This window comes from Methylomagnum ishizawai, assembly GCF_900155475.1.
GTDB lineage: Bacteria > Pseudomonadota > Gammaproteobacteria > Methylococcales > Methylococcaceae > Methylomagnum > Methylomagnum ishizawai_A.
The window spans coordinates 3577205-3593523 of sequence record NZ_FXAM01000001.1; the positions used below are offsets into that span (position 1 = coordinate 3577205).

Genomic DNA, 16319 nt, shown 5'->3' on the forward strand with positions numbered 1-16319 from the left:
TGCGTGGTATCCGGCGGAATCAGTCCACGGCCTTGATCGGGATGGCCGGGCGGGCCTTGGGCGCGGCGGGAACCTCGTATTCCGGCACCGGCTCTTCCGCCATCGGCCCCGTGGTGCGCGGCCCGAACAAGGATACCCAGGCGGCTTTCAGCGGATTTTTCAAAGAATCCTCCACGGCGCTAGCCTCGTAGCCGCAATGCGCCATGCAATTGGCGCATTTCGGATTCTTGTTGTTGCCGTATTTATCCCAAGGGGTTTCTTCCATCAGCGCCTTGAAGCTGGGGGCGTAGCCCTCGTCCACCAGCAGATAGCAGGGCTTTTGCCAGCCGAACACGTTGCGGGTCGGATTGCCCCAGGGCGTGCAGTTATAGCTTTGGTTCCCGGCCAGGAAATCCAGGTACAGGCTGGAATGGTTCAGCTTCCATTTGCGGCCCCGTCCCAGCTTGAACACATCGCGGAACAACTGCTTGCTCTCGCGCATCTTGATGAAGATGTCCTGTTGGGGCGCGTGTTCATAGCTGAAGCCGGGGGCGATGGTGGTGCCCTCCACGCCCAGCTTGTTGCAATGATCGAGGAACCCGGCGATTTCCTCGGCCCCTTCGCCCTGGAACAAAGTGCAATTCACCGTGACCCGGAAACCCCGGCTGATCGCCATCTCGATGGCTTCGACCGCGCGGTCGAACACGCCCTTCTGGCAGACGGAGGCATCGTGGCGCTCGCGGTTGCCGTCGAGGTGGATGGAGAAGGTCAGGTAGGGGGAAGGCTGGTAATCGTCGATGCGCTTCTTGAGCAACAAGGCGTTGGTGCAGAGATAGACATATTTGCCCCGCGCGATGATGCCCTCGACGATCTGGGGTAGTTCCTTGTGCAGCAAGGGTTCGCCACCCGCGATGGACACGATGGGCGCACCGCATTCGTCCACCGACTGCAAAGCTTCCTCGACGCTTAAGCGGCGATTAAGAATCTCGTCTGGATAATCGATCTTGCCGCAACCGGCGCAGGCCAGGTTACAGCGGAACAGGGGTTCGAGCATCAGCACCAGGGGATAGCGCTGATTCCCCTTGAATTTCTGCTGTAGAAGATATTTCGCCACGGTGAACTGTTGCCGTAGTGGAACGCCCATGCGTCGTCTCCATTGGATAAGGTCGGTTGAAACTATCGGGGATGGCGTCCTGTTGCGTAATAGAAACACGACCGGCCATCGGAAATCTTGGTCGGGCCTTGGAATTCCCTGGCTCCAGCGTCGTGGAAACCGGGAAACTCCAACTATTCCCAAACTTTGAACAACATGCTAGCGTTTAGTTGTATTTTCCTCAACTTTTTTTCGTTAAAATACAACATCGCTTGACGGAAAGACCGATAGCCCAAGCCCCGGCCCCGCTGCCGGGACCGCCCAAGACCCGAAACGGTTGGAAAAACACCACACGGAGCCGCGTTGCCCGCATGAGCGCTCACCGCCCCATGGACCTATCCCAGGGGACCGCATCCCTGTCCGACGACGCCCTGCAAGATCATCTTTTGCAAGGCGTCTCGCGCACTTTCGCCCTGACCATCCCGCAATTGCCCCCGGCCTTGGCCAAGCCGGTCTCCAATGCTTATTTACTGTGCCGGATCGTCGATACCATCGAGGACGAGGTCGCGCTGGATTCCATCCAGAAGCGCCGGTTCTGCCAACAATTCGCCCAGGTGGTACGGGGCCGGGAGCCGCCCGAATCCCTGCGCGACGCACTGGCCCCGCTGCTGTCGGACCAAACCCTCCCCGCCGAGCGCGAATTGATCGGCCTGATCCCCAGGGTCGTCGCCATCACCCACGGCTTCGCGGAAGAACAGCAGGACGCCCTCGCCTGTTGCGTCGAGATCATGGCGCGGGGCATGGCCGAATTCCAGGACCGCGACCTCCGCCACGGGCTCGCCACGATGGCGGAAATGGACGCCTATTGCTATTACGTGGCCGGTGTGGTCGGGGAAATGCTGACCCGCTTGTTCTGCCATTATTCGCCCGAACTCGCCGCCCACCGCGCGGCCATGATGCAACTCGCCGTCTCCTTCGGCCAGGGCTTGCAGATGACCAATATCCTCAAAGACCTGTGGGACGACCATGGCCGGGGCGTGTGCTGGTTGCCGCGGAGCATCTTCGACGCCCACGGCTACGACTTGCGCGGCCTCAAGCCCAGCCATGACAGCCCGGCCTTCCGCGCCGGTTTCCAGGATTTGATCGGCATCGCCCGCGGCCATTTGCACAACGCCTTACGCTACACCCTGTTCATCCCGCCGCAAGAAACCGGACTCCGGGAATTCTGCCTATGGGCCTTGGGGATGGCGGTACTGACCTTGCGCAAGATCAACCGCCATTTGGATTTCGCCGTCTCCTCCGAAGTCAAGATCACCCGCCGCGCGGTCAAGGTCACCATCCTGACCAGCCGCTTGTTCCGTGCCTACAACCCGCTGCTGAAGGCCAGTTTCGCCCTCGCCACCGCCGGGTTGCCGCCGGAGCCCCACCGGCCCTTGCTCCCGGCGCAGCCTCCAGAATCCTAAGCAGCCAACCACAATAAGGGAATCTCTTAGCTATGTTTACAGAACCGGCAGCCCGCAACACCGCTATCGATTCGGCCTTCCTCAAGCCTTACGAAACCCCGCTGGACCAAGCCATCCGCCGCGTCAAGGACCACCTCTTGGCGCTACAGCACGAGGAAGGCTATTGGGTCTTCGAGTTGGAGGCCGATTGCACCATTCCGTCGGAATACATCCTGATGATGCACTTCATGGATGAACTCGACGCGGATTTACAAGCCAAGATCGCCGTTTACCTCCGCGCCCATCAGCAAGCGGATGGCAGTTATCCGCTGTTTACCGGCGGTCCCGGCGATATGAGCTGCACGGTGAAGGTCTATTACGCGCTGAAGCTGGCGGGCGACGACATCGACGCCCCGCACATGAAGAAGGCGCGGGAATGGGTACTGAGCCAGGGCGGCGCGGCGCATTCCAATGTGTTCACCCGCATCATGCTGGCGATGTTCGAGCAGGTGCCGTGGCGGGCCGTGCCGTTCATCCCGGTGGAAATCATGCTGCTGCCCAAGTGGTTCCCGTTCCATTTGGATAAGGTGTCCTATTGGTCGCGCACGGTGATGGTGCCCTTGTTCATCCTGTGCAGCCACAAGGTGAAGGCCCGCAATCCTTTGAAAATCGGCGTGCGCGAATTGTTCACCGTGGACCCGGAACTGGAGCGCGATTATTTCTCCCATGTCAAAACCCCGCTGGGCAAGGCCATCCTGGCTTTGGAACGGGTGGGTTTCAGGATGGAGCCGTTGATTCCCAAAGCCCTGCGCCGGAAAGCCACCCAAAAGGCTTTGGAGTGGTTCGTCGAGCGCCTCAACGGCGTCGATGGCCTGGGCGCGATCTTCCCGGCCATGGTCAACGCCTACGAAGCCCTGGATTTACTGGGCTATCCGCCCGAGCATGAACACCGCCGCATCGCCAAGGAGTCCATCGACCGGCTGTTGGTGTTCAAGGAAGACCATGCCTATTGCCAACCCTGCGTTTCGCCGATCTGGGATACTGGCTTGTCCAGCCTCGCGCTGCAAGCGGCCAATCAATACGACCGCGATACCCACACCGAAGCCGCGGTGCAAGCCGGGCTGCGCTGGCTGGCGAGCAAACAACTCACCGACCATCCCGGCGACTGGCGCATCCGCAAACCCGATGTCGAAGGCGGCGGTTGGGCCTTCCAATTCGACAACACCTATTACCCGGACGTGGACGATTCCGCCGTGGTGGCCCAGGCCATCCTGCAAGGCAACGACGGGGAATACACCGAAGTCCTGCGCCGGGCCGGCAACTGGATCGCGGGCATGGCTTCGGAAAACGGCGGTTGGGGCGCGTTCGACGCCGACAACACCTATTACTATCTGAACAACATCCCGTTCGCCGACCACGGCGCTTTGCTCGACCCGCCCACCGCCGACGTGAGCGGACGCTGCGTGATGTTCCTGGCGAGCGATAAGCAACGCCGGGCCGAATTCCAACCGGTGATCGATGCCGGGATCGCCTACCTGCGCCAAGAGCAGGAGGCCGATGGTTCCTGGTTCGGGCGCTGGGGCACCAACTACATCTATGGCACTTGGTCGGTGCTGGTGGGTTTCGAGGCGGCGGGCGTGCCCAAGGACGATCCGGCCATGCGCCGCGCCGCCGCTTGGCTCAAAAGCGTGCAGCGGCCCGACGGCAGTTGGGGCGAGGATAATTTCACCTACCATGATCCCAGTGCCGACAAGCGGGGCCGCTTCGAGTACAGCATGGCGTTCCATACCGCCCTGGCCTTGCTAGCCCTGATGGCGGCGGGCGAGGCCAACGCGCCCGAAGTGGCGGCGGGCGTGGATTATTTATTGCGGACCCAGGGCGAGGATGGCTTCTGGCACGATCCCTATTTCAACGCCCCCGGTTTCCCCAAGGTGTTCTATCTGAAATACCACGGCTACGATAAATTCTTCCCACTGTGGGCCTTGGCGCGGTATCGCAACGAGCGGGGCTAAGCCACCGCGGGGCGGGCCGCGACCCGCCCCGCGATCCCTGTTCCCTCCAAACGCGCCGGGCCGGGTTTCCAAGCATCCGTTGGGGAATCCGGCCCGGAATGTTTCGGCCCATGGCATAGCCCAAACCGGGAAGATTCCAGAGGCGCTGCCCGCACCATGAAAACCCCTTCCGTCCGACGCAAACCCCCGCCAACCCCCATCGGCATCCTGGCCGCCCTACCCGACGAGGCCCAGAGCCTCCGCCGTCTCAAACCCGGCTGTGGCCGCTTGGTGCAAACCAGCGACGGCCATCCCTTGATCGCCTCCGGGGCCGGTCCCGACCCCGCCCGCCGCGCCGCCCTCCGCCTGGTGCAACAAGGCGTTTCCGGGCTGATGAGCTGGGGCTGCGCCGGAGCGCTGGTGGCGGGGCTGCAACCGGGGCAGTTGGTGATTCCCCAAACCCTGCTGGGGGCGGATGGCGAAACCTTCGCGCCCGATTCCGCTTGGCACGAGCGCTTCGCCTGGGCCATGGACAAAAAGCTCGGCATCCACACCGACCTCCTGGCCGAAAGCGCCGACGTGGTCGCCACCGCCGAAGCCAAGCAAGCGCTACGCGCCGCCACCCAGGCCGTGGCGGTGGACATGGAAAGCGTGGCGGTGGCGCGGGTGGCGCGGGAACACGGCCTGCCGTTCCTGGCGGTGCGCGCCATCGCCGACCACTCGGCCCTGGATATGCCCAAGGCCGTGACCTTCGCCCTGAACCGGCGCGGCGAGGTCCGTTTGTTGTGGCTGCTGGCCTACGCCCTGGCCCATCCCGGCCAAGTCCCGCAACTGGTGGCCTTAGGCCGGGCCTTCGAATCCGCCTTGCAGGCGCTCCGCACCGCCAAGGCCCATTCCGGTATGAATTTTTGTTTTCCGACCCAGAACCCGGATTTTTAAATGACCAAAATCGCTTCCCGTTGCCTGCTCCGCTTGATCCACGGCTGGGAAACCCATGTCATGAGCCACCCCTGGCTGGTGATTTTGTTCTTCGTGGCCGCTTGCGGGTTGAGCCTGTGGTACACCGCGCGGAACCTCTCGGTCAACACCGATACCGCCGACATGATCGCCACCGACGTGCCGTTCCAGAGGAACCGCATCCGTTTGGAAACCGCCTTCCCGCAGGATGTGAATACCATCCTCCTGCTGGTTGAGGGCCAGACGCCGGAGGACACCCAGTCCGCCGTGGCACGGATCGGCGGCGCGTTGCGGGCCGACACCGCCGATTTCTCGGCGGTCTACGTGCCAGACGACGGCGAGTTCTTCGCCCGCAACGGCCTTTTGTACCTGAGTCCCCAAGAGCTTGAGACCCTCGCCGCCCAACTCGCCCAGGCCCAGCCCTTCATCGGGCGTATCGCCGAGGACAACACCTTGCGGGGCTTGTTCGGCATCGTCGGCCAAGCCCTGACCGAGGGCGGCCAGCACGACCTCGACCTGGATATCAAGCCGCTATTGGACAAAATCCGCGCGGCGGTGGCGGCGGGCCAACCCTACCGGGTGTCCTGGCAGCAATTGATGAGCAGCCGCAACTCGGGATTGGGCATCACCAAGCGCTTCATCATCGCCACGCCGGTCCTGAATTTCTCGGAGATACAGCCCGCCGAGAAGGCCATCGCCGCCGTCGATCACATCATCGCCAACACCACGCGGGGCGAACTCGCCAGCGTGGTGGTGCATAAAACCGGCGAGGTGGTGCTGGAACACGAGGAAATGCAGACCATCGGCCTCGGCATGGGCGGCGCGGGCTTGGCGTCCTTGGTGCTGGTCAGCCTGACGCTGTGGTTCGCCTACCGCTCGTTCAAGCTGATGTTCGCCACCACGCTGACCCTGACCATGGGCCTGATTTTCTCGCTGGGTTTCGCCACCGCCGCCATCGGCCAATTGAACCTCATCTCCATCGGTTTCGCCGTACTGTTCATCGGCATGGGCGACGCCTATTCCTCGCATTTCTGCCTGCGCTACCGGGAATTGATCCTGCGCGGCCAGTCCGACCGCGAAGCCCTGCACGGCACCCTGACCTCGACCGGCTCGTCCCTGGTGTTGAGCGCCATCACCGCGGCGCTGGGCTTGTTCGCCTTCATCCCAACCAAGTATTCCGGGGTGGCGGAACTCGGGGTCATCGCCGGGACCAGCATGTTCATCGCGCTGGCGACCACCTTCACCGTGTTGCCGGCCTTGATGCGGGTCATGCCCATCCACCCCAAGCCCAAGCCCAAGCCCAAGCCCGAAACCGCCCCGGCCCGCAAGAAAACCCCGGCCTTTTCCTCGAACTGGCCTTTGCGCTATGCCAAGCAAGTACGGATCGTGACGATTGCCCTGGGACTCGGGGCGTTGTGGCTGGTATTCCAAGTCCAGGTGGATTTCAATCCTTTGAACCTCCGGGACCAAAACACCGAATCGGTCAAGACCTTCAAATACCTACTGCAATCGCAGGACACCACGCCGATGACGCTGGCGTCCTTGGCCCCGGACGCCGAGGCAGCCCTGGCCCGCAAAGCCCGCTTCGAGCGCCTGCCCACGGTGGACCGGGTGATGAGCCTGTTCGATCTAGTGCCGGAGGATCAGGAAGAGAAGTTGGCGATCCTGTCCGACCTCGTCCTGGTCATGGGGCCACAGTTGGCAAACTTCACCGGACCCAAACCGGGCGGGGCCACGCTGGCGGCGGTGGAACAATTCCAACGCGCCGTGCGGGAACGGCTGGCCACGAGCGGGGACGATGGCGTACTCGGTCCCTTGGATCGGGCGCTCGACACCTTCCGCGCCAAGCTAGAAGCCGCGCCCACGCCCGCAGAACGCCAAGCCTTGCTGGACCGGCTGCAAAGCAGTCTCCTCGACCCGCTGCCGCCGGTCATCGCCAGCCTGCGCAAGAGCCTGGACGCCCAAGCCATCACCCTGGACACCCTACCCCAGGATTTGGTGGAACGCTGGATCAGCGCCGACGGACTCTACCGCTTGCAAATCTTCCCCAAAAAGGACTTGAACGATCTCGACAACCTGCGTGAATTCATCCTGGACGCGCAAAAGGTCGATCCCGATGTCACCGACCTACCCGTGACCTATCTGGAATCGATGAACGAGGTCATCGTCGCCTTCCAGCAGGCGTTCGCCATCGCCTTCATCCTGACCACGGTCATCCTCCTGATCGTGCTGCGGAACCTCAAAGACACCTTGCTGGTGTTGCTGCCCTTGCTATTGGCCTCGCTGTTCACCGCCGCCATGACGGTGCTGGTGGGCGTGCCGTTCAATTTCGCCAATATCATCGCCCTCCCTTTGCTGTTCGGGCTGGGCGTGGACAGCGGCATCCACATGGCCCACCGCCTGCACTATCTCCGCTCCAGCGAGGACAACCTGTTGAGCAGTAGCGAGGCGCGGGGCGTCTTGTATGGCTCGCTGACCACGGTGTTCAGTTTTTCCAGCCTCGCCTTCACCCACCACGCGGGCACCGCCAGCATGGGTTTGTTGCTGGCCATCGGCTTGTTACTGACCCTGGTGTGCGCCCTGGTGGTCTTGCCCGCGTTCAGCACGCTGCGCCAGCCGCGCGCCCATTGATCGTGTAAAATCCCAATTATTTCAATATCTTCTCGACTTCGGCCATGTCCAGCTACATCAAGGATTTACTGCAAACCCATCCCGGCAAGAACTTCGACTTGCACGACGCCCACCTCAACACCCAGATGGTGCGGGTGCTGAAGACCATCGGCTACGACCGGGTCTACACCCGTGCCAGCGGTCCCTATCTCTACGACAGCCAGGAGAATGAATACCTGGACCTTTTGAGCGGTTTCGGCGTGTTTGCCCTAGGCCGCAACCACCCGGAAGTGGTGCAGGCGCTCCGGGACGTGCTGGACGCCGAATTGCCGGACCTGGTGCAAATGGACGTGTCGCTGCTGAGCGGCCTGTTGGCCGAAGCCCTGCTGAAACACTGCCCGCCCAAGCTGAGCAAGATGTTCTTCTGCAACTCCGGCGCGGAAGCCAACGAAGCGGCGATCAAATTCGCCCGCTACACCACCCGGCGCGAGAAGATCGTCTATTGCGAGCATGGTTTCCACGGCCTGACCCTCGGTGCCTTGTCCTTGAACGGCGAAGAGGTGTTCCGCGAAGGCTTCGGACCCTTGCTGCCGGGCTGTGTGGCGGTACCGTTCGACAACCTGCCCGCGCTGGAAAACGCCCTGAAAAACCAGGACGTGGCGGCCTTCATCTTCGAGCCGATCCAGGGCAAGGGCGTGAACATCCCCTCCGACAACTACCTGCCCGAAGCCGCCAAGCTCTGCCAGAAATACGGCACCCTGTTCGTGGCCGACGAAGTGCAGACCGGCATGGGCCGCACCGGGAAATTCTGGGCGGTCGAGCATTGGGGCGTGGAACCCGACATGATCCTGATGGCGAAGGCGCTGTCGGGCGGTTTCGTGCCGGTGGGCGCGGTGGCGATGACGGCGCGGATCATGGACGCGGTGTTCAACCGCATGGACCGCGCCGTGGTGCATGGCTCGACCTTCTCCAAGAACAATATGGCGATGGCGGCGGGCCTCGCCACGCTCAAGGTGATCGAAGAGGAAAAGCTGGTGGAGAACGCCGCCAAGATCGGCGGCGAGATCGTGGACGGCATCCGCGCCATGATCCCGAAATACGATTTCCTGAAACAGGTGCGCGGCAAGGGGCTGATGATCGCGGTGGAATTCGGCTCGCCCGACGGCCTGCTCCGCAAAGCCGCCTTCGCCGGGCTGGAAGCCGCCAACAAGGGGCTGTTCAGCCAGACCATCACCATCCCGCTATTCAAGAATCACCGGATACTCAGCCAGGTGGCGGGCCATGGGATGAACGTGGTCAAGTTCCTGCCGCCCTTGGTCGTGACTGAAAAAGATCGGGATTGGATACTCCGGGCCATGGACCAAGTCATCGGCGATACCCAGGAAGTGGGCGGGGCGATCAAGGATTTGGGCAAGAATCTGATTAGCCATGCGTTGAAGCAGAAGGCGGGGGCTTGATAACGCGGTTTATCGCGGGATAACCCAGCGATGACCGAAGCGGAAACCAAACTCGAAGCCGGGTCGATACTCCTGAAAGCGCTGCTCGAACCGGCTTGGCCCGAACTTCAAATCAAGCGCGGAGCGCGGCTTTCCCGTGAAACCCTGGACGCTTTACACGCGCATCGGCATATCGCCGAAGTCCAGGGTTTCCTGGAACGGCTCGAAGTTTCGGGTTATCGGATCAACAGCCGGTTATGGCATTACTTCAGATATAAGTACCTATTCGGCGATTCCTTGCTGTCGCCTGCCGAGTTGGATAGCCGTTTCGAGCGTGTATTGCGCGACGGCGCTGCGGAAATCCATCGCCGGGGTGGGCAACGTTATGTCGTGATTTCCCACATGGAAAAGCGGCTGGCTATCGTCGATGCAACCGGACTACGCATCTCGGTTTACCACTATACCGAGCAAGATTTAACCCTGTATGGAGAACCCTCATGGCAACTCCGCGAACTGATTACCTGATCACTTATTTCAACGAAGTCAAATTCGGCTTGATGAATGGCGAAGGACCGGCCTTACGGGAAGCACGGGAGGCTTTGTCGAGCTTGGCCTTATCGGATGTCGAAACCGCCATGCTGTTGGACTTGGACGCCGATGTGGTGGATAGTCTGGTGCAATTCGACGAAATCGCCGATTACCTTTTGGAAGACCATTCCGAACAGGGTTTGGAAAAATGGTGGTGGCATTTGGGTGGCATCCACAGGGGGGAATATCCGGCGGAACTTTTGCCGGAGGCTTTGCGGAGGCTGTATCGGCCACATTCGAGGGCAGCGTAAACCTATCCAAAGGAAATAAACCATGCGTACTCCATCACGTCTCATGCCATTACCTCCACCGCCTCAAACCAAGCCTAGGTTTTCCACATGGCTTATATTCACATTCACGCTTTTTTATATTTTTCTATGCGCTTCTTTAGTGCTGTGGTTTTTTCTGATCCACCCCACTATCACAACCATAATCGCCGCTTCCGTAGCCATTCTAGCTTACATTGAAGCCCACCAAGAAAGACGGCGAATTAACGCCTTGGTGCAATCCCGGCCAACCGATTCTATTTGCAGCTTTGCACGTTCGTTCAACACCCGGAAAAAAGATACCTGGGTTATCCGGGCTGTTTATGAAGAAATCGGAACTTACCTGAATTCCCGCAGAACACCTTTTCCATTGCGTGCCACTGATAGACTCTGGAAAGACCTCAGGATCGATCCAGACGATCTGGAAGATATCGTTATTCGAGATATCGCCTATCGCGCTAGGCGCTCGCTAGATAACACCAAAAATAACCCCTATTACGATAAAGTTGAAACCGTAGCAGATATCGTCAATTTTCTCATGGCGCAACCGTCAGCTTATAACCAACCATCCAGATAAAGCGCAATTCCCATATATACTCCACCCAACCCATATCCACCCCATGCCACACCACCACAAAACCCTCCCCACCCTAGCCCTGGCCGCCCTCCTCGGTTTATCCAGCGCCCATACCGCCCACGCCCACGCCGTGGTCACCGAATCCTCGCTAACCCAGGAACCCATCAAGCCGCATCATGCCGCCACCGTGGCCCTGTTCTTCAATTCCAACGTGGAACTGAAACTGTCGCGGGTGTTCCTGGTCAGCGCGGGCGATGTCTACCACCCGGTGGAAATCTCCAAGGGCAAGAAGCCCGGCGAACTCCATATCAAGCTCCCCGCGCTCGACCCCGGCGACTACGCCATCAAGTACAAGGTGTTCGCCGCCGACGGCCATCTCACGGAAAACGCCATCCGCTTCCACGTCGCGGAATAAGGGGGCCATTCCATGTACATGCAAGGTTTGGCCAATTTCATCGACGACTTCCTGGGCGGGCTCATCCTCATCGGCTACGCGCTGGTGGTCGGTAGCCTCCTCTGGAGCATCGTCATCCTCAAGGTCTGGTCGCCCCAGCCCGCCGCCGGCCCGGCCATCGTCCGCCGCGCTGCCTGGGTACTGCGCTTCGGGGCCATCGCCCTCGCCGCCATGCAAGGCAGCAAACTGCTCATCAAGGGCATGGTGCTATGGGGCGTGCTGGGGGAGTTGCCGGTCGATGCCTACGTGGGCACGGTGCAATTCCAGGCGGGACTGATGCGCTTCCTGCTCGCGCTGGGCATCGCCTATCTAGCCGGGCAATTGCTGTTGAGGCCGACCGAGCGGCGGCTGTGGGATTACCTCGCGCTCTGCACCGCGCCCCTGGTCATCGCCGGGGCTTGGCTGGTCCACGCGGTCGGGCGGTTCGAGATGCGCGAACCCCTGATGCTGATGACCCTCTTGCACCAGTTCGCCGCCGCCATCTGGTTCGGCGGGGTGGCGCAGTTGTTGGCGCTGTGGCATCTGGGCCGGCACGAATCCGAAGCCAAAGCCCTGTGGCCCAGTGCCATCGTGCGTTTCGGGGGCTTGGGCGTGGCGGCGGTGGTGTTGCTGGTGGCGACCGGATTACCCTTGGCCCTGGCCTTCGTGGCGTCCTGGCAAGGCTTGTTCGGGACGGGCTATGGCAGTTTGGTGTTGACCAAGATTTTCCTGCTGGGCGTGGCGCTGTGCTTCGCCTTCATCAACCACCGGGCGGGCCAACGCTGGAAAGAACAAGGCGACAGCGACACCGTCAACCGCAAAGTGCCGTACTACATCGAGGCCGAAGCCTTCGTGCTGGTCGGCGTGCTGTTCATCGCCGCCACCCTATCCTCGCAACCGCCGTCGGAGGATATCGCGGGCAATCCCGAACTCACCGCCAAAATCTCGGAAGTGGCGCAGATGTTCACCCCGCGGCTCCCCAAAATCCACTCGCCCAGCCACGAGGCGCTATTGGCCGGAGAAGCGGGCCGGGTCGCCGTGGTCAACAAAGTGCCCTCGGTCGCCGCCACCGAATGGTCGGACTACAACCACAACGTGGCCGGACTGTTCCTCACCACCATGGGCCTGATGGCGATGCTGTCCTACATCCGGGGGCCGGTTTTCCAATGGGCGAATTACTGGCCCATCGGCTTCGTGGGGCTGAGCATCTTCCTGTTCTTCCGCAGCGACGCCGAGACCTGGCCGCTCGGCCCCATCGGTTTCTGGGAAAGCACCTTCAGCAATGGCGAGGTGTTCCAGCACCGCATCGCCACCTTGTTGGCCTTCGTGCTGGGCGTGTTGGAACTGCGCGCCCGCACCCAGCACGGCGATCCCAGGATGCGTTACATGTTCCCGGTCCTGTGCGCGTTCGGCGGCATCCTGCTCCTGACCCACGCCCATGCCGAATTCGAGTTGAAGAGCGAATTCCTGATCCAGTCCACCCACACCACCATGGGCCTATTGGCCGTATTGATGGCGAGCGGGCGCTGGCTGGAACTGCGCCTCGCCCCGACGCAAGGCGAGACCTACACCGAAGGTAGCATCGCCGGTTTCATCGGCATCGTGGCGATGTTTCTGATCGGCAATATCATGATGTTCTACCGGGAGCCGCTGTTCTAAACGGAAACGTTCCGGCCAAACCCAAGGGCACCCCAGGGTGCCCTTTTGCATCGGGGAATATGCTGTTCTACCGGGAACCACCGTTTGGGCGGGCTGCGCGGTCCAATCCCAAAGATACCCATTCCGCGCCCACGATTCCGAACCATCCCACCCAAGGAGGAATCCGCCATGCCGAACCGCCGCAAACCCTATCTGGCGCTCTTGTTGTGCCTGAGCCTCGATGCCTACGCCGACCCGAAACCGCAAGTCCCGGAGGTCCGGGAAACCATCGCCATCGATACCCGGCAGATTTCCCACGAGTTCCTGGGTTTCGGCACCCAAATCTGGACCACCGAATTCACCCCCAAAGGCCAGCAGGCTTTGACCGATCTCGCTATCGATTATGTCAGACTCTCCGCCTCGCCGGGCTTGAATACCCCGGACGATCCCGTCCCGGTGGATAGCAGCCCGGAAGAAATGGATCGATATATCTCCCGGCAATTCGCCAAGAATCCCACCCTATTGCCCAAAACCAAGGCCACCTTCGATTTCCTCGATAACCGACAGATACAAACCGTGATGCTGATCTGGACGGCCCCCAAGGTTTGGCAGCCCAAGGACAACCAATTGCTCCCGCAATATCTGGATGACTATGCCAGGGTCTGGGGTTCGACCTTGAATTATCTCGACAGCCACGGTATCCGGCCCGCCTTGATCGAACTCATCAATGAACCGGAAGGCCATTGGGGCACCTATATCCCTCCCGACGAATATAACACCCTGGTCAAACTGGTGAGGAAGGAAATCGACCGGCGCGGCTTCACTCAAATCGGCATTGTCGGCCCCGGTGTCGGGGGACAGGCGGGCAAACAATGGTTATCCCCCTTGGACAACGAGGCCAGGCACGCCATCCAGACGTGGTCGACCCATATCTACGAAAGCAAACAAAGTACCGCCGCGCAAACCCTGTCGCCTTTTATCGCCGCCACCCATAATATGCAGCCGCCAAAGCCGGTCTATGTCACCGAATATTCGACCAAGAATACCGTGTTCGATGATTTCGCCACCCGTGCGAACAATGATCCGGCGGTGGCCGGGCTGGTCAAGGCGTCCTATTCCGACCCCTATGCCGTGGAGGTTTTTCAAAATACCTTGGCCTTGATCAATGGCGGTGCCAACGCCCTGTTTTATTGGGAATTGGGAGACCATAGCTGGGGCATCAACAAAGACTGGGGGATGATAGACCGCCAGGGCAATCCAAAGCCGGTATATTTCGCCCTTAAAACCCTATATCCCCGGATACCGGACCATGCCTCGGTCATCCAACCACAATGGCAAACCCATGCCATTACGCTCAGTGCGTTGAAGGCCCAAGGCAAGCTGATTGTCGCGGTCGCCAACAATACCCGCGCCAAGGTGACCGCCACACTGAAGCTATCGCCCCCGCCCCCGCCTGGGAAACTCGGCTACGTTTCTTTCGAGGGCGGCGCGGCGACCCAGAAAAACACCGCCCAGTCAGGACAAAACCGGCAAATCGAGATTAAACTTAACCCCCAAAGCACGCTTACCTTGGATATTCCCTACTAACCCAGGGTTCATCGATTGCGCAAACCCATCAAGCCCAACAACCTTTCCCCGCCCACGCGGGGATCGGTGGATTCATGGGGTTCCGCCCCTGGGCCTCTTCCCGCATGGCAAGAGGCCCGAACCCGCCGGGTCGGCACCGATGGCTCCACCGGCCCGCGCCCCCACCCAACCGACCATGACGCCCCCGCCTTCCCCACGCCCGCACCGGCTCCGCACCGCCCTGTTCCTGCTTGGCCTGATCCCGGCGCTCCGCTTGGCGGTAGGCGTCCGCACCGGCGGCCTGGGGGCCGATCCGGTCGCCACCATCACCGCCACCACCGGCCTTTGGTCCCTCAACCTGCTGTTCGCCAGCCTCGCCATCACCCCGCTGCATAGGCTCACCGGCTGGCACGGCCTGGTCCGCGCGCGGCGGATGCTGGGGTTGTTCGCGTTCTTCTACGCCTGCCTGCACGGCGCGGCCTATCTGGTGTTCGAGCAATTCTTCGATTGGGCCGGGATGCTGGCCGATATCGCCAAGCGGCCCTTCCTTGCGGCGGGCGGCCTAGGCTTCGCCTTGATGCTACCGCTGGCGGCGACCTCGACCGATGGCATGGTACGGCGGTTGGGGGGACGATCTTGGCGGCGGCTGCACCGGCTGGCCTATCTTTGCGCCCTGGTGGCGGTGTTGCATTACCTATGGCTGGTGAAGCGCGATATCACCTTGCCGGGGCTTTATGCCTTGGCCTTATGCGCCTTGCTGGCGGCGCGGATGGCCCGGCCCCGGCGCAGCCACGGCCCGGCCCGGTCCCGGTCAATCCCCCGAAAACCAGCGCCCCTGCACATAGGCACCGATGAAAATACCGGCCAGGGCGATCAATAACGGCATGTTACCCACCCCCAAACCCGCGATGGCGGGACCGGGACACACCCCGCACAAGCCCCAACCCGCCCCGAACAAGGCCGCGCCGATCCAAGTCCTGGCACCGGGCCGGGAAGGATGCCGACCGAACTCCGGTTCCAACAGCGGTTTTTGCAACAGGCGCGGCGCGAGCTGATAAAACGCCAGCGCCACGGCCACCGCGCCGCCCAACACCAAGAGCAGGCCCAAATCCCGGAACAACAGGAAATCCAGCACCACCTCCGGCTTGACCATGCCCGACACCGCCAAACCCAGGCCGAACAAAGCCCCGCATCCCAACACCACGCCCAACGACACCGCCCTCATGGAACCACCCCCAAACCGTGGAACACCTGGGCCACGGCGATGGCCGTGCCCAGGAACACCAACACCGCCACCAAGGACGGCCATTGCAAAGCAGCCAGCCCGCAAATGCCATGCCCCGCCGTGCACCCATTGGCCAACCGCGCCCCGAAGCCGATCAAGCCACCGCCGACAAACAAGCGCCACGCCGCCACGCCCGTGGAAAACGGCTCGCCGGTAGCGGCCAGATAAGCCAGCGCCCCCAGGATCAAACCGGCGGCATAGACCAAGCGCCAAACCCGGCTATCCCGTAGGTGTTCGCCCTGGAAATAAGATCGGCGCGAAACATAGGACCAAGCGGCGCTGAACAGCGTGCTCATCCCGCCCACCCGGCCGGTGGCGAGATAAAGCAGCCCGATGGCACCGCCAATCGCGAGACCGCCCCACAGGTAATGCGACATCCCGCGGGGAAAAAACGGATCGATCATGGATGAATCCCGATAAGCAAAGACTGATATTTTAAAGGCTTGGCCCAGCGCCGC

15 protein-coding genes are annotated in these 16319 nt (G+C 61.4%); 12 read left to right on the plus strand and 3 right to left on the minus strand.

The features are described 5' to 3' along the window. Positions 1–19: 19 nt before the first annotated feature. Positions 20–1123 (minus strand): adenosyl-hopene transferase HpnH, encoded by a 1104-nt coding sequence (gene hpnH / locus B9N93_RS16035; RefSeq protein WP_085215266.1) that lies wholly within the window; start codon positions 1121–1123, stop codon positions 20–22. Positions 1124–1443: 320 nt separating this feature from the next. Here hpnH and B9N93_RS16040 point away from each other — a divergent pair, with 320 nt between their 5' ends. The 12 genes from B9N93_RS16040 to B9N93_RS16090 all read left to right on the plus strand — a co-directional run bounded on the left by B9N93_RS16040 (position 1444) and on the right by B9N93_RS16090 (position 15456). Further along, positions 1444–2535, plus strand: a complete 1092-nt coding sequence (locus B9N93_RS16040) for a phytoene/squalene synthase family protein (RefSeq protein WP_085215267.1) — start codon at positions 1444–1446, stop codon at positions 2533–2535. 32 nt (positions 2536–2567) lie between these two features. Continuing rightward, positions 2568–4526 carry a squalene--hopene cyclase gene (shc, locus tag B9N93_RS16045; protein WP_085215268.1) on the plus strand — a complete coding sequence of 653 codons (1959 nt, stop codon included), beginning with the start codon at positions 2568–2570 and terminating at the stop codon, positions 4524–4526. Between the two features lie 156 nt (positions 4527–4682). Continuing rightward, positions 4683–5444, plus strand: coding sequence for a phosphorylase family protein (locus B9N93_RS16050; RefSeq protein ID WP_085215269.1), 762 nt, complete (start codon positions 4683–4685; stop codon positions 5442–5444). After that, on the plus strand, positions 5445–8093 hold the full coding sequence (locus B9N93_RS16055) for an MMPL family transporter (RefSeq protein ID WP_085215270.1): 2649 nt from the start codon (positions 5445–5447) through the stop codon (positions 8091–8093). Positions 8094–8137: 44 nt separating this feature from the next. Beyond that, a complete protein-coding gene (locus tag B9N93_RS16060; RefSeq protein WP_085215271.1) occupies positions 8138–9529 on the plus strand; it encodes an aspartate aminotransferase family protein in 1392 nt (463 codons plus the stop codon). A 30-nt stretch (positions 9530–9559) separates the two neighbouring features. Then, complete coding sequence (locus tag B9N93_RS16065; RefSeq protein WP_085215272.1) at positions 9560–10033, plus strand: hypothetical protein; 474 nt, start codon at positions 9560–9562, stop codon at positions 10031–10033. Continuing rightward, the gene (locus tag B9N93_RS16070) at positions 10006–10347 is read left to right on the plus strand and encodes a hypothetical protein (protein WP_085215273.1); all 342 of its coding nucleotides are present in this window, start codon (positions 10006–10008) and stop codon (positions 10345–10347) included. The genes B9N93_RS16065 and B9N93_RS16070 overlap by 28 nt, the downstream gene beginning before the upstream one ends. 22 nt (positions 10348–10369) lie before the next feature. Further along, on the plus strand, positions 10370–10939 hold the full coding sequence (locus B9N93_RS24860) for a hypothetical protein (RefSeq protein ID WP_125469025.1): 570 nt from the start codon (positions 10370–10372) through the stop codon (positions 10937–10939). Between the two features lie 43 nt (positions 10940–10982). Beyond that, on the plus strand, positions 10983–11354 hold the full coding sequence (locus B9N93_RS16075) for a copper resistance CopC family protein (protein WP_085215274.1): 372 nt from the start codon (positions 10983–10985) through the stop codon (positions 11352–11354). Between the two features lie 12 nt (positions 11355–11366). Beyond that, on the plus strand, positions 11367–13031 hold the full coding sequence (locus B9N93_RS16080; protein WP_085215275.1) for a copper resistance D family protein: 1665 nt from the start codon (positions 11367–11369) through the stop codon (positions 13029–13031). A 168-nt stretch (positions 13032–13199) separates the two neighbouring features. After that, positions 13200–14597, plus strand: a complete 1398-nt coding sequence (locus B9N93_RS16085; protein WP_085215276.1) for a glycosyl hydrolase — start codon at positions 13200–13202, stop codon at positions 14595–14597. Positions 14598–14736: 139 nt separating this feature from the next. Beyond that, positions 14737–15456: a protein-methionine-sulfoxide reductase heme-binding subunit MsrQ gene (locus B9N93_RS16090; RefSeq protein ID WP_254899408.1), complete on the plus strand. Its 720-nt coding sequence runs from the start codon at positions 14737–14739 to the stop codon at positions 15454–15456. On the opposite strand, the gene B9N93_RS16095 is transcribed toward B9N93_RS16090, so the two are convergent. Both B9N93_RS16095 and B9N93_RS16100 read right to left on the minus strand, forming a co-directional pair. Further along, a complete protein-coding gene (locus tag B9N93_RS16095) occupies positions 15388–15801 on the minus strand; it encodes a DUF6691 family protein (RefSeq protein WP_085215277.1) in 414 nt (137 codons plus the stop codon). The two genes, B9N93_RS16090 and B9N93_RS16095, sit on opposite strands and share 69 nt — an antisense overlap. Continuing rightward, on the minus strand, positions 15798–16265 hold the full coding sequence (locus B9N93_RS16100) for a YeeE/YedE family protein (protein WP_217807312.1): 468 nt from the start codon (positions 16263–16265) through the stop codon (positions 15798–15800). The genes B9N93_RS16095 and B9N93_RS16100 overlap by 4 nt, the downstream gene beginning before the upstream one ends. Between the last annotated feature and the right edge of the window lie 54 nt (positions 16266–16319).

Excerpts from the sequence above, each read along its gene's own strand:
- B9N93_RS16060 (WP_085215271.1), top strand. The coding sequence starts at position 8,138 with ATGTCCAGCTACATCAAGGATTTACTGCAAACCCATCCCGGCAAGAAC.
- B9N93_RS16055 (WP_085215270.1), top strand. The coding sequence starts at position 5,445 with ATGACCAAAATCGCTTCCCGTTGCCTGCTCCGCTTGATCCACGGCTGG.
- B9N93_RS16095 (WP_085215277.1), bottom strand. The coding sequence starts at position 15,801 with ATGAGGGCGGTGTCGTTGGGCGTGGTGTTGGGATGCGGGGCTTTGTTC.
- hpnH (WP_085215266.1), bottom strand. The coding sequence starts at position 1,123 with ATGGGCGTTCCACTACGGCAACAGTTCACCGTGGCGAAATATCTTCTA.
- B9N93_RS16100 (WP_217807312.1), bottom strand. The coding sequence starts at position 16,265 with ATGATCGATCCGTTTTTTCCCCGCGGGATGTCGCATTACCTGTGGGGC.
- B9N93_RS16040 (WP_085215267.1), top strand. The coding sequence starts at position 1,444 with ATGAGCGCTCACCGCCCCATGGACCTATCCCAGGGGACCGCATCCCTG.
- B9N93_RS16070 (WP_085215273.1), top strand. The coding sequence starts at position 10,006 with ATGGCAACTCCGCGAACTGATTACCTGATCACTTATTTCAACGAAGTC.
- B9N93_RS16090 (WP_254899408.1), top strand. The coding sequence starts at position 14,737 with ATGGCTCCACCGGCCCGCGCCCCCACCCAACCGACCATGACGCCCCCG.
- B9N93_RS16075 (WP_085215274.1), top strand. The coding sequence starts at position 10,983 with ATGCCACACCACCACAAAACCCTCCCCACCCTAGCCCTGGCCGCCCTC.
- shc (WP_085215268.1), top strand. The coding sequence starts at position 2,568 with ATGTTTACAGAACCGGCAGCCCGCAACACCGCTATCGATTCGGCCTTC.
- B9N93_RS16065 (WP_085215272.1), top strand. The coding sequence starts at position 9,560 with ATGACCGAAGCGGAAACCAAACTCGAAGCCGGGTCGATACTCCTGAAA.
- B9N93_RS24860 (WP_125469025.1), top strand. The coding sequence starts at position 10,370 with ATGCGTACTCCATCACGTCTCATGCCATTACCTCCACCGCCTCAAACC.
- B9N93_RS16085 (WP_085215276.1), top strand. The coding sequence starts at position 13,200 with ATGCCGAACCGCCGCAAACCCTATCTGGCGCTCTTGTTGTGCCTGAGC.
- B9N93_RS16080 (WP_085215275.1), top strand. The coding sequence starts at position 11,367 with ATGTACATGCAAGGTTTGGCCAATTTCATCGACGACTTCCTGGGCGGG.
- B9N93_RS16050 (WP_085215269.1), top strand. The coding sequence starts at position 4,683 with ATGAAAACCCCTTCCGTCCGACGCAAACCCCCGCCAACCCCCATCGGC.